Annotated in this window: 16 protein-coding genes; 4 read left to right on the top strand and 12 right to left on the bottom strand. The window is 66.4% G+C overall.

Going from position 1 to position 19975, the window contains the following annotated elements; all coding sequences use genetic code 11:
- Positions 1-27: 27 nt before the first annotated feature.
- The 9 genes from IP92_RS13290 to IP92_RS13250 form a co-directional block, all read right to left on the bottom strand.
- Positions 28-342, bottom strand: a complete 315-nt coding sequence (locus IP92_RS13290) for a KGG domain-containing protein (RefSeq protein ID WP_145875557.1) — start codon at positions 340-342, stop codon at positions 28-30.
- A gap of 190 nt (positions 343-532) precedes the next feature.
- Positions 533-1198, bottom strand: coding sequence for a ligase-associated DNA damage response endonuclease PdeM (pdeM, locus tag IP92_RS13285; protein ID WP_145875554.1), 666 nt, complete (start codon positions 1196-1198; stop codon positions 533-535).
- On the bottom strand, positions 1195-3669 hold the full coding sequence (locus IP92_RS13280) for a ligase-associated DNA damage response DEXH box helicase (protein WP_145875551.1): 2475 nt from the start codon (positions 3667-3669) through the stop codon (positions 1195-1197). The genes pdeM and IP92_RS13280 overlap by 4 nt, the downstream gene beginning before the upstream one ends.
- Positions 3666-5300 (bottom strand): ATP-dependent DNA ligase, encoded by a 1635-nt coding sequence (locus IP92_RS13275; protein ID WP_145875549.1) that lies wholly within the window; start codon positions 5298-5300, stop codon positions 3666-3668. The genes IP92_RS13280 and IP92_RS13275 overlap by 4 nt, the downstream gene beginning before the upstream one ends.
- Positions 5293-6456: a ligase-associated DNA damage response exonuclease gene (locus tag IP92_RS13270; protein ID WP_199271921.1), complete on the bottom strand. Its 1164-nt coding sequence runs from the start codon at positions 6454-6456 to the stop codon at positions 5293-5295. Before IP92_RS13270 ends, IP92_RS13275 begins: the two co-directional genes overlap by 8 nt.
- 159 nt (positions 6457-6615) lie before the next feature.
- Positions 6616-8361, bottom strand: a complete 1746-nt coding sequence (locus IP92_RS13265) for a RecQ family ATP-dependent DNA helicase (RefSeq protein WP_229418751.1) — start codon at positions 8359-8361, stop codon at positions 6616-6618.
- A gap of 170 nt (positions 8362-8531) precedes the next feature.
- On the bottom strand, positions 8532-11846 hold the full coding sequence (locus IP92_RS13260) for a hybrid sensor histidine kinase/response regulator (protein WP_229418750.1): 3315 nt from the start codon (positions 11844-11846) through the stop codon (positions 8532-8534).
- Positions 11843-12961 (bottom strand): hybrid sensor histidine kinase/response regulator, encoded by a 1119-nt coding sequence (locus IP92_RS13255; RefSeq protein ID WP_145875547.1) that lies wholly within the window; start codon positions 12959-12961, stop codon positions 11843-11845. The genes IP92_RS13260 and IP92_RS13255 overlap by 4 nt, the downstream gene beginning before the upstream one ends.
- A gap of 192 nt (positions 12962-13153) precedes the next feature.
- On the bottom strand, positions 13154-14131 hold the full coding sequence (locus IP92_RS13250) for an aldo/keto reductase (protein ID WP_145875545.1): 978 nt from the start codon (positions 14129-14131) through the stop codon (positions 13154-13156).
- An 85-nt stretch (positions 14132-14216) separates the two neighbouring features.
- Between IP92_RS13250 and IP92_RS13245 the strand changes: the two genes are divergently transcribed.
- Both IP92_RS13245 and msrC read left to right on the top strand, forming a co-directional pair.
- The gene (locus IP92_RS13245; protein WP_145875543.1) at positions 14217-15104 is read left to right on the top strand and encodes a LysR family transcriptional regulator; all 888 of its coding nucleotides are present in this window, start codon (positions 14217-14219) and stop codon (positions 15102-15104) included.
- Between the two features lie 31 nt (positions 15105-15135).
- Complete coding sequence (gene msrC / locus IP92_RS13240) at positions 15136-15642, top strand: free L-methionine (R)-S-oxide reductase MsrC (RefSeq protein WP_145875541.1); 507 nt, start codon at positions 15136-15138, stop codon at positions 15640-15642.
- 9 nt (positions 15643-15651) lie between these two features.
- On the opposite strand, the gene IP92_RS13235 is transcribed toward msrC, so the two are convergent.
- On the bottom strand, positions 15652-16488 hold the full coding sequence (locus IP92_RS13235; protein WP_145875539.1) for an HDOD domain-containing protein: 837 nt from the start codon (positions 16486-16488) through the stop codon (positions 15652-15654).
- 274 nt (positions 16489-16762) lie between these two features.
- Here IP92_RS13235 and IP92_RS13230 point away from each other — a divergent pair, with 274 nt between their 5' ends.
- Together IP92_RS13230 and IP92_RS13225 are read left to right on the top strand one after the other, a co-directional pair.
- The gene (locus IP92_RS13230) at positions 16763-16951 is read left to right on the top strand and encodes a hypothetical protein (protein ID WP_145875537.1); all 189 of its coding nucleotides are present in this window, start codon (positions 16763-16765) and stop codon (positions 16949-16951) included.
- On the top strand, positions 16948-17616 hold the full coding sequence (locus tag IP92_RS13225) for a hypothetical protein (protein WP_145875535.1): 669 nt from the start codon (positions 16948-16950) through the stop codon (positions 17614-17616). The genes IP92_RS13230 and IP92_RS13225 overlap by 4 nt, the downstream gene beginning before the upstream one ends.
- Before the next feature lie 101 nt (positions 17617-17717).
- Here IP92_RS13225 and IP92_RS13220 read toward each other — a convergent pair whose 3' ends face one another.
- Both IP92_RS13220 and IP92_RS29885 read right to left on the bottom strand, forming a co-directional pair.
- Positions 17718-18926 (bottom strand): YecA family protein, encoded by a 1209-nt coding sequence (locus IP92_RS13220; protein WP_158206706.1) that lies wholly within the window; start codon positions 18924-18926, stop codon positions 17718-17720.
- Positions 18896-19927 carry a hypothetical protein gene (locus IP92_RS29885; protein WP_158206707.1) on the bottom strand — a complete coding sequence of 344 codons (1032 nt, stop codon included), beginning with the start codon at positions 19925-19927 and terminating at the stop codon, positions 18896-18898. The genes IP92_RS13220 and IP92_RS29885 overlap by 31 nt, the downstream gene beginning before the upstream one ends.
- Positions 19928-19975 lie beyond the last annotated feature (48 nt).

The following is a 19975-nucleotide window of genomic DNA, read 5'->3' as shown; positions in this document are numbered from 1 at the left end:
TCTCCTGTGCCTGTTCCTGCACTGAAATCAGCCCTGGCGATTGTCGTTGCGGCTGTTGTCCTGGCCGCCCTGGTTGCCCTGGTCGGCATCGTTGTTCGAGCGAGAGGCGCTCTGGCGGTTGCCGTTCTTGTGGCTCATGGCCCCGGCACGGCGTGCCTCTTCCGACGTGAACTCGTGCGCGGTGCCCTTCGCATGGGCGGCGCGGCCCCCTTCGGATGCGATCTCGCGCTGGCGCTGCGGATCCATCGATGCAAAGCCGCGATTGCGCGTGGTGCTTTGCTTGTTGCCTTGTGCCTCGCCTTGTCGATTACCTCGATTGTTACCCTGATTTGATGCAGCCATGGTGTTTTCTCCTGAAGTGACGCATGGGGATGGGGATGTGGGTGCAGTGAGGAGGGACTCCCGCGGCCCGATCGACTTACCGACCAGCGACGATCATTGTAATAACGATCGGGCAACAGGAGACCTCATGGTAGTGGAACGACTGAACAGCAAATATAGGACGCCTACATGTGTGCCTGTAGGAGTTCACCTACCAGTTTTGCACTGCGAAAACAGAATCCTCGACGGCCAGATACAGGCGTTCGTCCGGCGCCGGCATGACGGGGTGCCCGCCCGTGAAGGAGCCGAACGACGGCAGGATCGCGCGCCGCGCGCCGACGACGAAACAGGGAAGCCGCAGCGACTCGTGGCGCCCCGCCAGCCGGTACACGGGATGCACGTGCCCGGCCAGCACATAACCGTCCGCCGCCAGGTCGGGATGGTGGCAGAACGCGAACGGGCCGGCCGCATGGGGCTCGTCGACGACGTCGATGTCCAGCAGCGCGGACGGATCGCCGGCCCGCTCGTCGTGGTTGCCACGTACCAGCGTCAGCCGCAGTGCCGGCCGGCGCCGGCGCCACGCCAGCATCGTCTGCACCGTGGCGCTCGCATGCGCCGCCTTGGCATGCAGGAAGTCGCCGAGGAACACGATGCGCGCCACGTCGTGCGCGGCCAGCAGTCCATCGAGCGCGGCCAGGTTCTCGCTGGTGGTGCCACGCGGGACGGGCACGCCCAGCGCGCGGAACGACGCGGCCTTGCCGAAGTGGATGTCGGCGACGATCAGCGTTCGCTCGCGCGGCCAGTACAGCGCCTTCTGCGGCAGCAGCAGCACGCGCTCGCCGGCCAGGTCGATCGCCAGCCCTTCCCCGATGCTCATGGTCCGGCCGCCTTCTCCAGTTCGCGCAGCACGCGGGCCACGCGGTCCGACAGCTTTTCGGTGCTGAGCTTTTCGCGGAACCGTTCCACCATCAGCGCGAAGCCGAACGGCGTGGCGCGCCGCACTTCGTGGAAGCTGACCGCTCGTGCCTGCAACTCCTCCAGCGTGGCGCGCAGGCGCTTCAGTTCCAGCTCCTGTTCCAGCACTTCGCGCTGCGCCTGTGTCAGCAGCAGGTTGCCGGCATCGTGCTTGCGGAACACCTCGAAGAACAACGACGACGACGCCTGCAGTTGCCGGTTGCTTTTCGGCTGGCCCGGATAGCCCTGGAAGATCAGCCCGGCGATCCGGGCGATCTCGCGAAAGCGCCGCTGCGACAGCTCCGTGGCGTTCAGGCTCGCCAGCACGTCCTCCAGCAGCCGCTCCGTGGAAAACAACGCGACGTCGCGGCCGTGGCTCGGGGCGAACACGTCCAGCCACGGCACCGCCTCGGGCGCGAGCAGTTCAAAGCCGTAGTCGTTGACGGCGATCGAGAACGTAGCGGGCTGCATGCGGCCCACGCGCCACGACAGCAACGATGCGAGCCCGATGTGCACGGAGCGGCCGGCAAACGGGTACATGAACAGGTGGTACCCTTCGCGGCTGTGCAGGCTTTCGATGACGGTACGCTGCGGCGTCGGCAACGCCGACCAGCGCTCCTGGATCTCCAGCAGCGGGCGCACGGCCGCCATCTCGGGCCCGCGATATATGCCCTCGGTGGCCAGGCGCATCTGCTCCAGCGCGGCATGCGCCAATTCCGACGACAGCGGCATCTTGCCGCCCTGCCAGCGCGGCACGGCCCCCTTCGCGCCGGTGGCGCGGCGCACATAGGCCGTCATCTCGTGCACGCGGATGAATTCGAGGATGCGCCCGCCGAACAGGAAGTGATCGCCCTTGTTCAGCCGCGCGATGAAGCCCTCCTCGACGGTGCCGATGCGGCCGCCGCTCTGGTACTTCACCTGGATCATCGCTTCCGACACGATCGTGCCGATCCCCATCCGGTGGCGCCGCCCGATCGCCGCATCCGGCACGCGGTACACGCCCTCCTCGTCCGGCAGCACGCGCCGGTATTCGGGATACACGGTCAGGCTCTGGCCGCCGCGCGCGACAAAGTCCAGCGCCCACTGCCACTCGTCAGGCGTCAGGTCGCGATACGACCACGCGGTGCGCACTTCGTCGTACAGCGCCTCCGAGCGGAAGCCGCCACCCAGCGCCACCGTCACGAGGTGCTGCACAAGCACGTCGAGCGGCTTGTCCGGCACGGGGCGCGACTCGATGTCGCGGTCGTTCACGGCCTGGATCGCGGCGGCCGCTTCCAGCAGTTCCAGGCTTTGCGTGGGCACCAGGGTCACGCGCGACACGCGCCCCGGCGCGTGGCCGGAGCGCCCCGCCCGTTGCAGCAGCCTGGCGATGCCTTTCGCGCTGCCGATCTGCAGCACCCGTTCCACGGGCAGGAAGTCGACGCCGAGATCGAGGCTGGACGTGCAGACGACCGCCTTCAGCTGCCCCTTCTTCAGCCCCAGCTCCACCCAGTCGCGCACCTCCTTGTCCAGCGAGCCGTGGTGCAGCGCGATCAGGCCCGCCCAGTCGGGCCGCGCATCGAGCATGTTCTGGTACCACAGCTCCGCCTGCGAGCGCGTGTTGCAGAACACGAGCGTCGTCGCATGCCGGTCGATCTCGGCGATCACGGGTTGCAGCATCTGGATGCCCAGGTGGCCGGCCCACGGAAAGCGCGACGGATTTTCCGGGATCAGCGTGTCGACGACGAGCTCCTTGGCGAGCCGCCCCTCGACGATGGTGCCCGAGGGTGTGTCACCTTCGCCTGGCCCCAGCAGCACGTCGCGCGCCCGCTGCAGGTTGCCCAGCGTGGCCGACAGTCCCCACACGACGAGCTTGCCATTCCAGTGCCGCAGCCGGGCCAGCGCCAGCTGCGTCTGCACGCCGCGCTTGTTCCCCATCAGCTCGTGCCATTCGTCGACGATCACCATGTCCAGCTGGGCGAACTGCTCGTGCGCATCGGCCTTCGACAGCATCAGCGACAGCGATTCCGGCGTCGTCACGAGCGTCTCGGGCAGCCGTTTCGCCTGGCGTGCCCGCGCGCTGGACGACGTGTCGCCGGTGCGCGCATCGATGGTCCACTGCGGCAGCAGGTCGGCACCGGATTCCTGCAACGCCCGCAGCGTGTCCGCCGCCAATGCCCGCATCGGCGTGATCCACAGCACCGCGAGGCCGGCCTTGCGCTTCTTCGGCGCCGCCAGCGCGCGCTGCACGGCGGCGAACCACACGGCCAGGGTCTTGCCCGACCCCGTCGTCGCGTGCAGCAGGCCGGATTCACCGGCGCGTGCCGCATTCCACACGGCGCGCTGGAACGGGAAGACGCTCCAGCCGCGCCCTGCGAACCAGCGCTCGACCGCCTCATCGACGTCCACGCTCATGCGCGCGCGGCCTGCGCCAGCAAGCCTTTCAGGGTATCGAGCGTATCGGCTTCCTCCACCGTCTTGTCGTCGCGCCGGCGCAGGATGCGCGGGAAGCGCACGGCGATGCCGGACTTGTGGCGGGGCGATGCGGCGATGCCCTCGAAGCCGATCTCGAACACCATCGTCGGCCGTACGCTGCGCACCGGGCCGAAGCGCTCGATCGTTGTCTTGCGCACGGTGTTGTCGACCTGCGCGATCTCGGCATCCGTCAGCCCCGAATACGCCTTCGCGAACGGCACCAGGTGGCGCCCGCCATCGCCGTCGCTGTCCCACACGGCGAACGTGTAGTCGGTGTACAGCGACGCGCGCCGGCCATGGCCCGCCTGCGCATACACCAGCACCGCGTCGACGCTGTACGGATCGATCTTCCACTTCCACCACGTGCCGACGTCCTTGGTGCGGCCGACGCCATACTGCGCATCCTGCGCCTTCAGCATCATGCCCTCGACGCCGCGCAGGCGCGACTCTTCGCGGATGCGGGCCAGCTCATCCCAGCTGTCCGCGTGCACGACGGGCGAGATGCGCAGCTGCGGCGCGTTCACCTCGTGCACCAGCTGTTCGAGCAGCGTGCGGCGCTCGCATTGCGGCAGCTTGCGCAGGTCGACGCCGTCGCGTTCGAGCAGGTCGTACGCGACCAGCACGGCCGGGTACTCGGCCAGGAACTTCGGCGACAGCGACTTGCGGCCGATGCGCTTCTGCAGGTCGGCGAACGGCGCCGGCGCATTACCCTCCCGCCAGACCAGGATCTCGCCATCGACCACGGTTCCCTCGGGCAGGCGGAGCGCGGCCAGTTCCGGGAAGCGTTCCGTGATCAGGTCCTCGCCGCGCGACCACACGAAACTGCCGCCGCGGTTGACGATCTGCGCACGCATGCCGTCGTACTTCCATTCGACCTGCCAGTCATGCGGCTCGCCCAGCGTGGCGGGTTCGGCGTTCAGCTGATGCGCCAGGAAGAATGGATACGGCTGGCCGCCGCGCTGCGCGTGCTCCTCGTCCGACTGCTGGGCGATCAGTTGCAGGAAGCCTTTCGCGGTGGGCCGCACGCTGCCGTCCGTCCACCCCATCAGCCGCTGCGCGATCAGCTTCGAATCGACGGCGGCGATGCCGGACAGGGCCCGCGTCACCAGCAGCTTCGAGACGCCGACACGAAAGCCGCCGCCGATCAGCTTGATCAGCAGGAAGCGCTCGCGCGTCTCCAGCTCGTCCCAGTAATCGAACAGCGCGGCGCGGATGGTCTCCGGGTCGGCGCCGCGCAATGGCGCGATGCGCTCTTCGATCCACGTGGAGAGGCCAACGTCGCTGCGCCGCTTCGGTTCCGGCAGGATGTGGGCGATGGTCTCGGCCAGGTCGCCGACGGCGTTGTAGCACTCGTCGAACAGCCACTCGTCCAGGCCCGCGTATTCGGTCGCATACTGCCGCAGCAGCTTCACGGGCACGGCTTGGCGCGGCTTGCCGCCGGCGAGGAAGTAGACGGCCCATGCGGCGTTTTCCGGCGCCGCGCTGGCGAAGTACGATTTCAGCGCATCGAGCTTGCGGTTCGTCGCCGTCGTCTCGTCCAGCTCCGCGTACAGCTGCGCGAACTCACGCATCGCGATCCTCCTCCGGCTCCTCCTGCTCCGGCTCCTGGCGCTGGCGGTCCGCGGTGCCGGCGGCCCGCGCGGCCTCGGCGTCTTCCCGCACGGCCCAGCGCTGCGCCACCGGATCCGGCTCGGGCGGCGCGACGCCTTCGGCCGCCGCCCCCGCAGCGGCGGCATCTTCCGCCTCGTCGTCGCCATATTCGGTATCGAAGCCCTTCGCGTCATAGCCGTTCTGGCACAGCCAGCGCACCATGACGGGAATCGAGCCGTGCGTGACGACGACGCGCTCGGCGCCCGTGGCGCGGATCGCCGACATCAGGCCGGGCCAGTCCGCGTGGTCGGACAGCACGAAGCCCCGGTCGACGCCTCGCCGCCGGCGTGCACCGCGCAGCAGCATCCAGCCGCTGGCGAACGCGTCGGAGAAATCGCCGAAGCGCCGCGCCCAAGGCGAGCCGCCAGCCGACGGCGGTGCGATGACGATCGCCCGCTTCAGGTCCGCCTTGTCCACTTCGCTGACCATCCGCGTCGGCGGCAGCGGCACGCCGGCCGTGCGGTAGACGCGATTCAGCGGCTCGACGGCGCCATGGCAGACGATCGGCCCGATCGACGGGTCGAGGCCGGACAGAATGCGTTGCGCCTTGCCGAACGCATAGCACAGCATCAGGCTGGCGCGGCCCTGCTCCGCATTGCGGCGCCACCAGGCATTGATGTCGTCGAAGGTTTGCTGTTGCGGCTCCCACCGGTAGATCGGCAGGCCGAACGTGGATTCGGTGATGAACGTATGGCAGCGCACCGGCTCGAACGGCGCGCACGTGGCGTCGCCCTCCACCTTGTAGTCGCCGGACGCGACCCACACTTCGCCGCCGCATTCGAGCCGCACCTGGCTGGACCCGAGCACGTGCCCGGCCGGATGGAGCGAGATGCGCACGCCGTTGTGCTCGGTCGTCTCCCCGTAGGCAAGACCTTGCACGGAAATGTCGCCCAGGCGCTGGCGCAGGATGCCGATGCCCGGCTCGGCCGCCAGGTAATGGCCGTGGCCGACCCGGGCATGGTCGCCATGCCCGTGCGTGATGACGGCCCGCTCGACGGGCCGCCAGGGATCGATGTAGAACCCGCCGGGCACGCAGTACAGGCCTTCCCTGCGCACCACGACCATGTCGCCGGACATAGATGCTCCTTCACTGTTTGGCCCATTGTAGCCAAACGGGTTGGAGCGCTCTGTGCGGTGGCGGACACTGGGGCGGAGCGGGGAATTCAAGGAGCATCGCTCCTTGCCTGCGCAGCGGTGCTGGCCTGCAGGCCAGCACTCCTTCCAGACCCTCCATATCTACACCGGCTGAACGAACTCCGCCATGAACGTCTTCGTCGTGTTTTCCGGGAATTCGATCGTGATCTGGTCGCCGGCCACGGACAGCACCGTGCCGATGTCGAATTTCGGCACCTTGACCTGGCTGCCGACGGCGATGACGGGGCCGTGCGGTGCTGACGGTTCGGGCGGCGGTTCAAACACCGGCTCCTCGTCGTCGATCGGCTGCACGGCGGGCGGCGAGATGCAGTTGTCGCAGCAGCCGCATTGCCAGCTGGCGCCCGTGCCCCGGGCGCTGGCGCGCTCGGCCGCGCTGTCCACGGAATCGTCGCCGAAATAATCGAGCAGCAGCTTCCAGCGGCAGTAGCCGCTCTGCGCGTATGCCACCATCTGCTCCAGTGCCTGGTGGTCACGCTCCTGCTTCTGCTCGTAGATCGCGGCCAGCTGTTCGAAGTGGACTTGCTGGGCGTCGCGGTTCGTCAGCAGCCAGTCGAGCTTGCGGTTCTGGCGCAGCAGCTTGCCATCCTTCAGCAGCTTCAGGCAAACCTTCAGCTGGGTGTCCGGCATGTCCGGCACCGCGGTGCGGATCACGTCGGACTGGCATGGCACCAGCGCGGCCGCCGCCTCGTACACGGCGCGCAAATCCTGCGCGGACGGGTAGTGCTTGACGAGGAAGAACTGCTGCACCCGCTTGTCGTCCTGGAAGTACAGCAGCGTGCATTCGGCATCCTTGCCGTCGCGGCCGGCGCGGCCCGATTCCTGGTAATACGCTTCCAGGTTGGCCGGCACCTGCAGGTGGATCACGAAGCGCGTGTCGCTCTTGTCGATGCCCATGCCGAACGCGTTGGTGGCCACCATCACGCGCCGCTCGCCGTTCATGAACAGTTCCTGGTTGCGCTGGCGCTCCTTCGCGGGCAGGCGGCCGTGGTACAGCGCCACGCTTTCCCCGTCTTCTTCGAGCCGCTCGTACAGTTCGGTGGCCGCCTTCACGGTGGCCGCGTAGACGATGCCGACGCCTGCCGTCTCGCGCACCAGGCGCAGCGCCTGCGTCAGCTTTTCGGCGGGGTTGGTGACCTGGATCACGCGGTAGTGCAGGTTGGGCCGGTAGACGCCCGTGTTGATGACGTTCATGCGCCGCGCGCCCAGCTGGTGGGCGATGTCCTCGATCACTTCTTCCGTCGCCGTGGCCGTCAGCGCCAGCACGGGCGGCTGGCCCAGCGCGCGCAGCGCCGCGCCGATTTCCAGGTAGGCGGGACGGAAGTCATGGCCCCATTGCGAGATGCAGTGCGCCTCGTCGACGACGAGCAGCGTGATTTCCGTTTCCTTCAGCACCTCCAGGAAGTCCGGCGTGACCAGCCGCTCGGGCGTGCAGAAGATGATGTTGGACAGGTTGTTGCGAATGCTCGCCAGCGCTTCCAGTTCCTCCTCGCGCGACAGGCTGCTGTTCAGCTGGGCGGCACCGATGCCGATTTCCTCCAGCTTTTCCAGCTGGTCCTTCATCAGGGAGATCAGCGGCGATACGACCACCGTCTTGCCCTTGAAGATCGAGGCGGGAATCTGGTAACACAGCGACTTGCCGCTGCCGGTGGGCATGATGGCCAGGGTGTCGCGCCCTTCCAGGACGCTGTCGATGACTTTTTGCTGCCCGGTACGCAGCTTGTCGACGCCGAAGACGTTGTGCAGCAGGCTGCGGATGCGCCGGGTACGCGCCGTGCCGGCCCGCTGCGCGCCACGCAGTTCGCCGGCGCTCATGTTTCTGGTTACCATGGAGTTGGACTCGTGGACTATCGTAGCAACCAAGATAGGCGCCGCGCCCGGCTGGCGCCATAGGACGCAGCCTACTCTACACGTAGGAGTGTGGACAGAGGCGTCTCAGGAATTGCTGAGCAGCGTGCCCGGCACTGGCGGCAGCCCCGCCGACGCCGGCCTGCGCGGCGTCAGGCGCCGGCGCGGTCGGTGCTGCGCACGCTGTCCAGCGCCGCCTGCAGGTCGTCCAGGTCGTACGGTTTGCGCAGGCACGTGGCGGCGAATTCCAGGTGCTCCAGCGCTTCCTTGCCGTAGCCGGTCGAGAAGATCACGCGCACGCTTTTCTCGGCCAGCACGCGGCGAGCCAGCTCGATGCCGGACATACCGGGCAGGCTGACGTCCGTGAACAGCACGTCGAACTCCTGCGCGCGCATCAGCTGCCATGCCTGTTCGCCATCGCCGATGCCGGATACCGTGTGCCCCAGCATGCCCACCAGCTCGCACACCATCTGCAGCGAATCCTGGTTATCCTCCACGACCAGCACGCGCAGCGACGCGTGCTGCGCGATCGGCGGCGGCGGTTCGGCCAGCGTGTGCTGCGCGGCGCGCAAACGCGCGGCCACCTGCTGGCTGCGGTTGTTCAGCACGTGACGCAGCTTGCGCGCCAGCTCCTCGCGCCGGTACGGCTTGGACAGCAGTTCCAGCCCGGCGTCGAGCCGGCCGCCGTGCACGATCGCATCCTGCGGATAGCCGGACGTGAACAGCACGGCGAGATCCGGCAGCACCTGCTGCGCGATGCGCGCCAGTTCCGGGCTGCGCAGCGGACCGGGCATCACGACGTCCGTGAACAGCAGGTCCACGTGTTCGCCCGATTCGACGATGCGCAGCGCCTGCTCGCCGTTCTCCGCGGCCAGCACCCGGTAGCCCAGCGCCGCCAGCATGTCCAGCACGACGGCGCGCACGCCTTCGTCGTCCTCGACGACGAGGATGGTCTCGGTGCCACCCGTGACGGGGCCCTTGCCGGTGCCCGCGTCGATGCTCTCGGCCAGCATCGTGCGCGGCAGATAGATCTTCACGCTGGTGCCCTGCCCCGGTTCGCTGTGGATCTTGATGTGGCCGCGGCTCTGCTTGACGAAGCCATACGCCATCGACAATCCCAGGCCCGTGCCCTCGCCTTCCCGCTTGGTCGTGAAGAACGGCTCGAACGCGCGCTGCAGCACCTCCGGCGTCATGCCGCAACCCGTATCGGTCACGGACAGCATCACATACTGGCCGGCCGGCACGTCGATCAGGTTGTTGACGTAGTACTCGTCCAGGATCGCGTTGCCCAATTCGATCGTCAGCCGCCCCTCGCCCTGCATCGCGTCGCGCGCGTTGATGGCCAGGTTCAGGATCACGTTCTCGATCTGGCCCGGGTCGACCAGCGTGTTCCACAGGCCGCTGCCGACGACGACGACCAGCTCCACCGCCTCGCCCAGCGCGCGGCGCAGCAGCTCGTCCATCTCGGAGACGAGGCGCCCCAGGTCCGTCACGGCGGGCTGCAGCGGCTGGCGCCGCGCGAATGCCAGCAGTTGCGACGACAGCTTCGCGCCCCGTTCGACGGCGGCGATCGCCATATCGAGGCGGCGGCGCGCCGCGTCGTCGCCGGAGAGATGCTGGGCCAGCAGGTGCAGGTTGCCGGAGATGATCTGCAAGACGTTGTTGAAGTCGTGCGCGACACCGCCCGTCAACTGGCCCACCGCCTCCATCTTCTGCGCCTGGCGCAGCGCTTCTTCGGCCTTGTCGCGCTCGGCGATCTCGCGCGACACGCGCTGCTCCAGCGTGTCGTTCAGGTCGCGCAGCGCCACCTCGATGCGGCGCCGCTCCGTGATGTCCGTCTTCACGGCGATCAGCGCCACCGGCTGGCCGCTCTCGTCGTCCAGCCGGCTCATGCTGCTGGAGATCCACACCCATTCGCCGTCCGGCCGGTGATAGCGCTTCTCCAGCGTGAACGGCTGGCCCGTCGCCCGCAGCCGCGCGACCTGGACGCGGTTCTCGGCCATGTCCTCGGGATGGATCAGGTCTTCCACGTGCAGGCCGAGCAGCTGCTCCTCGCTGCGCCCCAGCATCTTGCACAGCGCGCCGTTGACGCGGGTGTAGCGCCCGTCCAGCGACAGCTCGGACAGGCCGACGGACGCCTGGCCGAAGATCGCCGCCAACCGGTCCTGGCTGGTGCGCAGCTCCTGCTCGATCTGCTTGCGCTGCGTGACGTCGAACGCGACGCCGACATAGCGGCGCTGCGCCGGCGTGGGGCCGGCGATCACTTCACCCTGGCGTGCCAGCCAGCGCACCTCGCCCGTATCGGGCCGGCGCACCCGGTACTCGGAATAGGACAGCGGATTGGCGTCGTGCAGCCGCTCGGTGCCGACCCGGTCGCGGTCGCGCGGATCGACCAGCGATACCAGCAGGTCCTGCGTGACCTCGACGTCGTCCGGCAGCCCCCACACGCGGCGGAACTGCTGCGACACGGCGAGCTTGCCGGTGCCGGGGAACCACTCGAAGCTGCCGACGCCGCCGGCCTGCTGCGCCATCCGCAGCCGTTCCTCGGTCAGGATGTGCTCCGTCACGTCGACGCCCTCGACGAACACGCCGGTGACGCCGCCGCCGGCGCCGCGCAGCGGCTGGTACACGAAGTCCAGGTAGCGCGGTTCCAGCGTGCCGGCATCGGTCAGCAGGTCCACCTTCAGCTGCCTGCCCACATACGGCTTGCCGGTGGCGTACACCTGGTCCAGCAGCTCGATGATGCCCTGGTCGCGCACCTCGGGCAGCGCGTCGGCGACGGGGCGGCCGATCACGTCGCGCCCGCCCACCAGGCGCAGGTAAGGATTGTTGGCCAGCTCGAACACGTGGTGCGGCCCGCGCAGCACGGCCATGAAGCTGGGCGCCTGCGCGAACAGTTCGCGCAGCAGCGCGGTTTCCTCGCGCAGGCGGCGGTTCTGGCGGTCCAGCGCCGCGCGATCGCGTTCCGCACGCTGCTCTTCGCGCATCCGCGCCGTCACTTCCGTCACCGTACACAGCACGCCGCCGACGGCGCCGCAGCTGTCGTACACGGGCGTATAGAACAGGTCGAACCACACGTCCTCCGGCACGCCGTTGCGCAGCACCGTGAAGCCGGTACCCAGGTGCTGCCGCGTTTCGCCGGCGAAGCCTGCCTCGAGGATCGCGCGGTTCCAGTCCCAGATCTCCGGCCACGTGTCCGGCACCGTGCCGCCCAGCGCCATCGGGTGGCGCGCACCGGCGATTTCCGCATACGCGTCGTTGTAGATCATCACGTGGTCGGGGCCCCACATCAGCACCATCGCGATCGGCGAATTGAGCACGATGTCGACGGTGGTGCGCAGCGCTGGCGTCCATGTGGCGGGCGCGCCCAGCTCCGTTGCCGACCAGTCGAACGCGCGCACCAGCTCGCCACAGGCGCCGCCGCCGCGCGGGCGGTAGCCCTCTCCCATCATGCCGCCGGCATTCATGCTGCGGCCCGGCCCGCGGCGCCGCGGCGCGGCAGTGTCACGGTGAAGACGGTCGTGCCCAGCGCCTCGTCGGAGCCGACGTCGATGTCGCCGCCGTGGGCGCGCACGAAGGTGTTCGCCGTGTACAGGCCGAGGCCGAGGCCCTGGCCGGACTTGCGCGCCTCGCTGCGGTGCTGGAACGGTTCGAAGATGCCGGCCAGCTGCGCGGCCGGGATCACGCCGCGGTTGCTGACGGCGATCAGCAGCCGGCCCGGATCACGCCCGTCGACGTGCACCATCACCGCGTGGTCCGGCGCGCCATGCTGCAGCGCGTTGCCCACCAGGTTCGAGATCACCTGCGCGAAGATGCCGGAATCGACCAGCGCGACCGGGTCGCCGCTCGCCTCGACCAGCACGCGCGACGGCTTGTCCGGCGCCTGGAATTCGTCGGCGATCGCGCGGCACAACTCGGCCACGTCGCGGGTTGCCGTCGCCAGCTGCATCTCGCCGGAGCGGATGCGCGCCAGGTCCAGCAACTGGTCCACCATCTGCGTCATCCGCTTCGCGCTGCTGCCGATGCGCTGCGCCGTGACGGCCACCTTCGGATGGTCCGTCATCATCGGCAGCAGCATCGCGCCGTTCATCACGACCGACAGCGGGGTACGCAGGTCGTGCCCCAGCACCGCCATGAACATCTCGTTCATGTGCAGCGCGCGGCGCAGTTCCTCGAGTTGCTGCGACAACTGTTTCTTCTGCTGGTACAGCTCGACGAACACGTTGACCTTGCTGACCAGGACCTGCGGGTCGAGCGGCTTGTACAGGAAGTCGACGGCGCCCGCTTCATAGCCGCGGAAGCTGTAGCTCGTCTCGCGCGCCGCGGCCGTCAGGAAGATCAGCGGGATCGCGCGGGTGCGCTCGCTGCCGCGCATCAGTTCCGCCAGCTCGAAGCCGTCCATCTCCGGCATCTGCACGTCGACCAGCGCCAGTGCCACCTCGTGCACCAGCAGCAGCTCGAGGGCCTGCGCGCCGGACGACGCCTTCAACAATGCAAGCCCGGGCCGCGCCAGCAATGCTTCGATGGCGGTCAGGTTCTGCGGTATGTCGTCGACGACGAGGATGTTGATCGGTGCACTCACGGGTTTCAAGCTCGATGGATACGGCAAACGGGTTAAACCAGGACGCAAAAAACCGGCGGCCGGTCCAGGCAACGGACAGGACGACGGTTTTCATTGCGGCGCCATGGTACAACGTTTGACAAAATGACAGCGCATCGTTGAAACCGGAAGGTACCCGCGTTCGGGGCATGTCGGGTGGGTATTGGGCGCCGATCAGGCCCGCAGCCCCTGCATGCCGGCCTGCGTATAGCGTTCCCCGGCCGCCAGCCCGGGCGGCAGCGCGGCGCCGATCGCGTCCAATTCGTCCTCTTTGAATACCACGTCCAGCGCGCCCAGGTTGTCCCGTAGGTTGCGGATGCGGCGCGTGCCGGGGATCGGCACCACGCGCTCGTCCTGCCGCAACAGCCACGCCAGCGCCAGCTGGGCCGGCGTGCAGCCCTTGTCCGCCGCCAGCGCCTTCACCGTGTCGGCGATGCGCTGGTTGGCCGCCAGGTTGTCGCCCGTGAAGCGGGGATTGAAGCCGCGGAAGTCGCCGGGGGCCAGGGCACGCGGGTCGAACGCGCCCGTCAGGAAGCCCCGCCCCAGCGGGCTGTAGGCGCAAAAGCCGGCGCCCGTGTCGCGACAGGCTTGCAACACGCCATCCTCCGGGTCGCGCGTCCACAGCGAATATTCGCTCTGCACGGCGGCCACCGGATGCAGCGCGGCGGCGCGGCGCAGCGTTTCAGGCGCCACCTCGCACAGGCCGATCGCGCGGATCTTTCCCGCCTCGACGAGCCGCGCCAATGCTCCGATCGTGTCGTCCAGGCTGGCCGACGCATCGATCCGGTGCACGTAATACAGGTCGATCGTGTCCACGCCCAGGCGCCGCAGCGATGCTTCGCAGGCTGCCCGGATGTAGGCCGGCGAGTTGTCGATGCGGCGCTCGTACTTGCCCGGTTCGCGCACGATGCCGACTTTAGTGGCGATCGTCACGCGCTCGCGCCGGCCGCGCAGGAAGCGGCCCAGCAGCTCCTCGTTGTGACCGGCGCCATAAGCGTCGGCCGTGTCGTACAACGTGATGCCGGCATCGAATGCCGCCGCCAGCGTCTCGATCGACTCGGCATCGTTTGCCGGCCCATAGAACTCGGACATGCCCATGCAGCCCAGGCCCAGCGCGGAGACTTCCAGCATACCCAGTGTGCGCGTTTTCATCGTGTGCTCCTTTGCTTGAATGAGCCCCCAGTGTGCGGCGCGCCGGCCGGCACGGGAATGACCGCTTTCGTGATACCTTTCGGGTATGAGGAAGCTCGATACCCGCGCGCTGGAACTGTTCGCCGCCGTCGCCACCTGCCTGAACTTTCGCCAGGCGGCGGAACAGCTGCACATGACGCAGCCGCCGCTGTCGCGGGCGATCCGGCTGCTGGAGGAGCGGCTCGGCACGCGGCTCTTCGAGCGGGATACGCAAGGCGTGGCGCTAACCGCGGCCGGTGCCCGGCTGCTGCCCCATGCGCAGCGCATCCTGGCGCAGCTGGACGCGGCCGAGGACGCGCTGGCCGGTCACACGAGCGGTGCCCCGGTGCGGCTCGGCCTGACGAACGCCGTCGAACCGGGCTCGCTGCGGCCGTTCACGGATGCGCTGGCGGCCGCCCTGCCGCAGGCGCCCACGCTGCACGTGGACGCTTCGCCACGGCTGGTGGCGGCCCTGCGCGCCGGGCGCCTGGATGCCGCCGTGATCGCGCTGCCCACCAACACCTATGAACTGGCCGTGCTGCCGCTGGGTTCCCAGCCGCTGCTGGCCGCGCTGCCGTCGTCGCACCCGCTGGCACGGCGCCGGCGCGTGCGCCTGGCGGACCTGCAGGGCGAGCCGCTGTTCTGGTTCGAGCGGGCCCGCCAGAACGCCTACTTCGACCACTGCCACGCCGTGTTCCGCCGCCACGGCTTCGCGCCGCGCTTCCTGCGCGAGCCGCGCGATCATCACGTGCTGCTCGGCGACATCGCGGCCGGCATCGGCATCGCGCTGCTGCCCGCGTCGTTCGCGGCGCTGCGCCGCCAGGGCGTGCGCTACCTGCCGCTGGCCGAGGGCGCGGAACTGGCGGTGGGCCTGGGATTGGCGACGGCGGGCGAGCATCTGGCGCTGAAGGCGCTGCGTGAAGTGGCACGGGCGCGGCTCGCCGAACAGCGGTAAAATGCGCATCCTTTGCATACCGGACCGCACCATGACTTTCCACCTTGCCGACACGGCCTACCGCTACGACACCCCTGAAGCCAAAGAAACGATGTATGCCGACCTGCGCTCGCAGCTCGAGGGCCTGGTCCATGGCGAAACGGACTGGATCGCCAACACGGCGAATTTCAGCTCGCTCGTCTTCAACACGATGCCGGACCTGAACTGGGCGGGCTTCTACTTCCTGCACACCCCGGAAGAGCTGGTACTGGGACCATTCCAGGGCAAGCCCGCGTGCATCCGCATCAAGCGCGGCCGCGGCGTGTGCGGCAGCACGGTGGACAAGGGTGAAGCGATCGTCGTGCCGGACGTGCACGCGTTCCCCGGCCACATCGCCTGCGACGTCAACTCGCGTTCGGAACTGGTGGTGCCGGTATTCGTGAACGGTGCGATCGCCGGCGTGTTCGACCTGGACAGCCCTCTGCCGAACCGCTTCGACGATGTCGACGCGCGCGGCATCGAATCGCTGGTGCGGATCCTGGAACGGACCCGCGCCTAAGCGTCGAACTTACACCAGCAGCGCGGCACTCATCGACTTGGCCTGCTCGAAGGCCTCGTCCAGCACCAGCGCCACATCGGGGTGCCGCTCCAGGTAGCCCGCCAGCGCGGCCGTGCGCGACAGCGCATGGTCGTGATCCTGCGGCAGCGGCGACTCGACCGGGCACAGGTAGCGCGCGACCAGCAACGTGTCGCGCAAGCCTTCCGGCGGAATGCCGACGGCGGCGCCGCGCAGCGACACGATCGCCAGCGCGACCGGCTCGGGCACCTGCAGCTTCTTCATGATTTCGCGCGCGATGATTTCCTGCGCCGCACCCATCCACTCTTCCGGATCGTCCAGCAGGCCAGGGATCGCATCGGCGCGGCCCAGCAGATAGAAGCCGCCCACCTCGTGCATGATGCCGGCGAACAGCGCCGTATCGGGCTCCACGTGCGTGATGCGGTCAGCGATCACATAGGACAACGCCGCGACATGGGCCGTGTACTTCCACAGCTGCTCGGCCTGCAGGCGCAGCTGCGGGTCGCGGATCTTCGCGCCGAACTGGCGCACGACCATCGCCGCGGCCAGCGTGTACAGGTTGCGGTAACCCAGGCGCATCACCGCGGTGCGCACGCTGGTCGCCAGCGCCGCGCCATTCGACCGGAACACGGCCGAATTGGCCAGCGCCACGGCGCGCGCGGCAAGGATCGGCTCGGCCAGCAGCTTGCGGATGACGTCTTCGTCATGGCAATCCGGATCGGCCAACGTCAGCTGCAACGTCAGCGCGGCATTGACGCTGGTGGGGAACACCAGCTCGCCCCGCTGGGCTTCCGTGACGATCTGGGCGAAGTCTTTGAGTTTCTCCATGGCTGAACTATACCCGTTCCGGCCTTGACAGGCGAGTTTCGCCGGCGCGGCGCGCTAAGGCTCACTCCGTGTCCACCCTAGGGTCAACCCTGCTTCCTGACGCGGGCTCAGCTATGAGCACGTTGAGCCCGTGTCGGATTTCGGCGTTGACTTCAAATTTGGACACGAGCTCGAGTACAGTTACCCGGCAGCGCCGTCGCGTGCCATGACCGCAATCCCACCCGCCTAACCGGGTAAAATGCACTCCCATGCATCCCGACTCTCAGCCATACACATGACCGAAATCAATGCCGCTGCCGTGATTAACGGCTCCGCCGAAAAAGTCAGGTACATGATGCAGCACGTTCGTGCGTTTTTTCCTGCGCTGCTTAGCCCGGCGGCGCGTGTTGAAGAGCTTAATTTTTTCTTTCAGTGCTCTTTAATCGCTACTGGTTTTGAGCCGCGGTTCAAAGGAATCACATGAACGCAATGCAGCAACATACCGAGCTAGTGCAAGCCTCGCTGCTGCGGTTGGATGGTGATCGGCAAACTATGCTCTCCTCTTGGAAGGCCGTGATCGGTGGCAACGGTGCGCCGATGTTTCCACTAGATTTGCTTGCTAGCGGGGCAGTCAAACGCGCCCTTAGCGCGTCTGCCGCAATGAAGCTTCTCATCGAATCTTGGAATATGGTCAGTGCGCGATCCTTGCTGCGGACGCACCTTGACACGTCGCTACGATTTTCGGCCGCGTGGCTCGTGAAGAATCCTCACGAGTTCGCGACGCTTGCCATCTCGGGCAAACCGATCAACAAGCTTAAAGATCGCGAAGGAGAGCGATTGACGGATGCGCGCTTGGTGCAGATTCGATCGAAGGATTACACTTGGCTACCCGCTGTCTACGACAACCTATGCGGCTACGTCCACTTCTCCTCCTCGCACCTTTACGATGCCGTGGAGTCGCTCTACGAAGACGGGACCATAAATCTATTGATATCCGAAACGGACCTAAACTTCCCCGAATCCAGTTGGCTTGAAGTGATCGAATGTTTTCGAGAGGGCAGCGCAATGCTAGTGAAGTTTTTGAACGGCTACGCCATCACCAAACGGCTGACACGCGAGCAACTTGAGGAAGGTCGTCGACACATTTAATGCAGACCGCCGCCTTAAGCACGGTGCCGTAACCGCGCCTTGGAATGATTTGTAGACATAACGGCCCCGTCATCTAACTTTATATCACGCCATCGCAACCGCTAAGGATGGCAGCAACGCTTGCTCTTCTTTCCGCTCCCGCACGGGCATGGCGCGTTGCGCCCCACTTTGGCGACATCGCGTGGCCTCGTGAATTGACGCAACTGAGCGCTGGACACATTCGAGCGTCGTGACATGTGCGCGGTCGCGATGTCGAGCTGTGCATCGCGCTCCCATGGAGAGGCCAGCATCACGCCGCATCGCATTTGTCCAGTGGTGGGATGAAGCAACACACCAAACCAGCGGGATGCCTGCTGCACGTATTTTCGGCGCACACAATGATCCATAAGACCGTCTCGCGCCCGCTGCTCAGGCAAGGCCGAGCTGTGGAATGTCAAGCCGACGCCATCTTTGAGCTGGACTGTGAAGTCATGGCGGCCATTATCAATTTGAGACAAACGCATGATTGCTGACAGCGCCGCGTTGGCTTGATTGAGTGCGTTTTCGCTCATCGCCAAAATTGCGAAGCCCAGCTCCACCATACCAGGCTCCGGCCTATATTCAATCTGCCTCAACAGCGCTCCCAGCGTCGTGCCATCAAGGATCGTTAGAATTCCCCTGGGTGTTCGTGGCGCTTCGAGCCCCTCCCTACGCGCTAACATCGCCAGTTCCAAGTCGATTCCGAAGTCGTCGCCCAGATGAAACAGGGACGCGTCTTCCTGCATGTGGAGATTTTGGACGAGATGAAATCCTAAGATGTTCAGCTCGTGGTTCGACATCACCTGGTCGGCGTATCCGCTGCGACGTTCCAGATAGTTCAGAAAGTGCAGTGGCGTGTCGAGCATCTCAGCCAAAGCGTCAAGCAGGAAAACGTCCATCACTAACGGCGAGGCCACACGATCGACAGTATCGAATCGCAGAAATTGTCGGGCCTGCGCGGCCAACGCTGGATAGTGGTCAGCGACTAGGCAAACGACAAAAACCCTCTCCACTGCCGCAGGGGCGACCGCACTGCCATGCGAGTCGACCCATTTGATCGCGGGATCGAAAAGCATCTTCGCGCAGTCCATGCCTTGATCGCAGGCAGACTGAACCGCGCCCGCGAAGTCCTTTTGTATTTGCTTCTCATCGCCTTGGCGCGCCACAGCCGTCAACTGCTTGGACTTCGCCTGTACGATAATTGCAAACTTCGAAAAGGTAACGAGGACATCAACTTCTCCAGCGACGTCCTTCGAGCGCATCAGCCCCACGTTTGCGAGCGTCTTGTCCACCCCGAATACCGAGGCCAAACGCTGTCGCGCAAACTCCTCGGTGAATTGGCCCCGATGGGCCGCCGCGAGCTTGTAAGACTTGTCCTGCAACATCCAGAAATATGGTGCTGGTAGAGGGACTCGTAGAGGTCCACAACATTAAACACGACGTAGCGCTCATCGCGACGCACTACCGGGAGGATGGCGGCCATGTTGCGGGCGTCGACTTTCGTGAACTGGGCGTTTTTCTCCCCCGCAGGGTAGGCGAAAGCCGCAAGCACTCGTTCACAAGTTTCCTCAGGCAAGCGGGCCGCAACGCTGATGTCTCGCACCGAAAAAGTGTATAGGTCCAAGGGGTCCTCGATTTTTGCGAGATTCCCGCGCGAACGCGAGAGCACTTGACCGGCGCGCACGTCGAGCGTTTTAGACACCGCGCGAGCCACCGCGGAAGCTTCCTTTATCGAAAAGCCCTTGCGCGCTCGAATCCATGGCTCGTCAGCCGCATATCTCACCGGCGCAAAATCACGATACTGGAAGGCAAAGGCGCTCTCTCCCCCGTAGAAAATGGCTTCCCGCATCGCAGCGCCACTCGCTGTCGGATTCGAGCTTGCCTGCGCTTTGCCCTCAAACAGGGCTCGCATCGCGACCATAGTCGGCTCGTTCATTGCCCAGTGAATTTCCTCACATAGGCGCTTAGTTCGCGCGATGAGTTGGTCTTCATTGCACGGATCCAGAGACGTGAAGTCTCGAGCGCCCTTCGCCCACAAACCAATGCACACGTTCATTTCATTGCGAGCCAATCGAGCGGGGTCGTAGAGTCTTAACATGTCGCGTGCAGTCGCCTCGCCGACGTAGCTAATCATGTTGTCGAGCAGGCACATGCGTGCGATCACACGCGCGTAGCCTGGCGACTGGCATAACATCTCCAATTCGGCGAAGACTTCCGCTTCGTTGCGCACTGGGAGAACCCCAACCGTGCTGCTTTTTGCTCCATAAGGCGCTCGCGCGCTGCGAGATTTCATACCCATTGCTTTCTCTCTCATAAATACCGGATCAACACTGAATCGCCC

Source organism: Pseudoduganella flava, assembly GCF_007830495.1.
Classification (GTDB): domain Bacteria; phylum Pseudomonadota; class Gammaproteobacteria; order Burkholderiales; family Burkholderiaceae_D; genus Rugamonas; species Rugamonas flava.
This window is presented reverse-complemented; position numbering and strand designations above follow the sequence as displayed.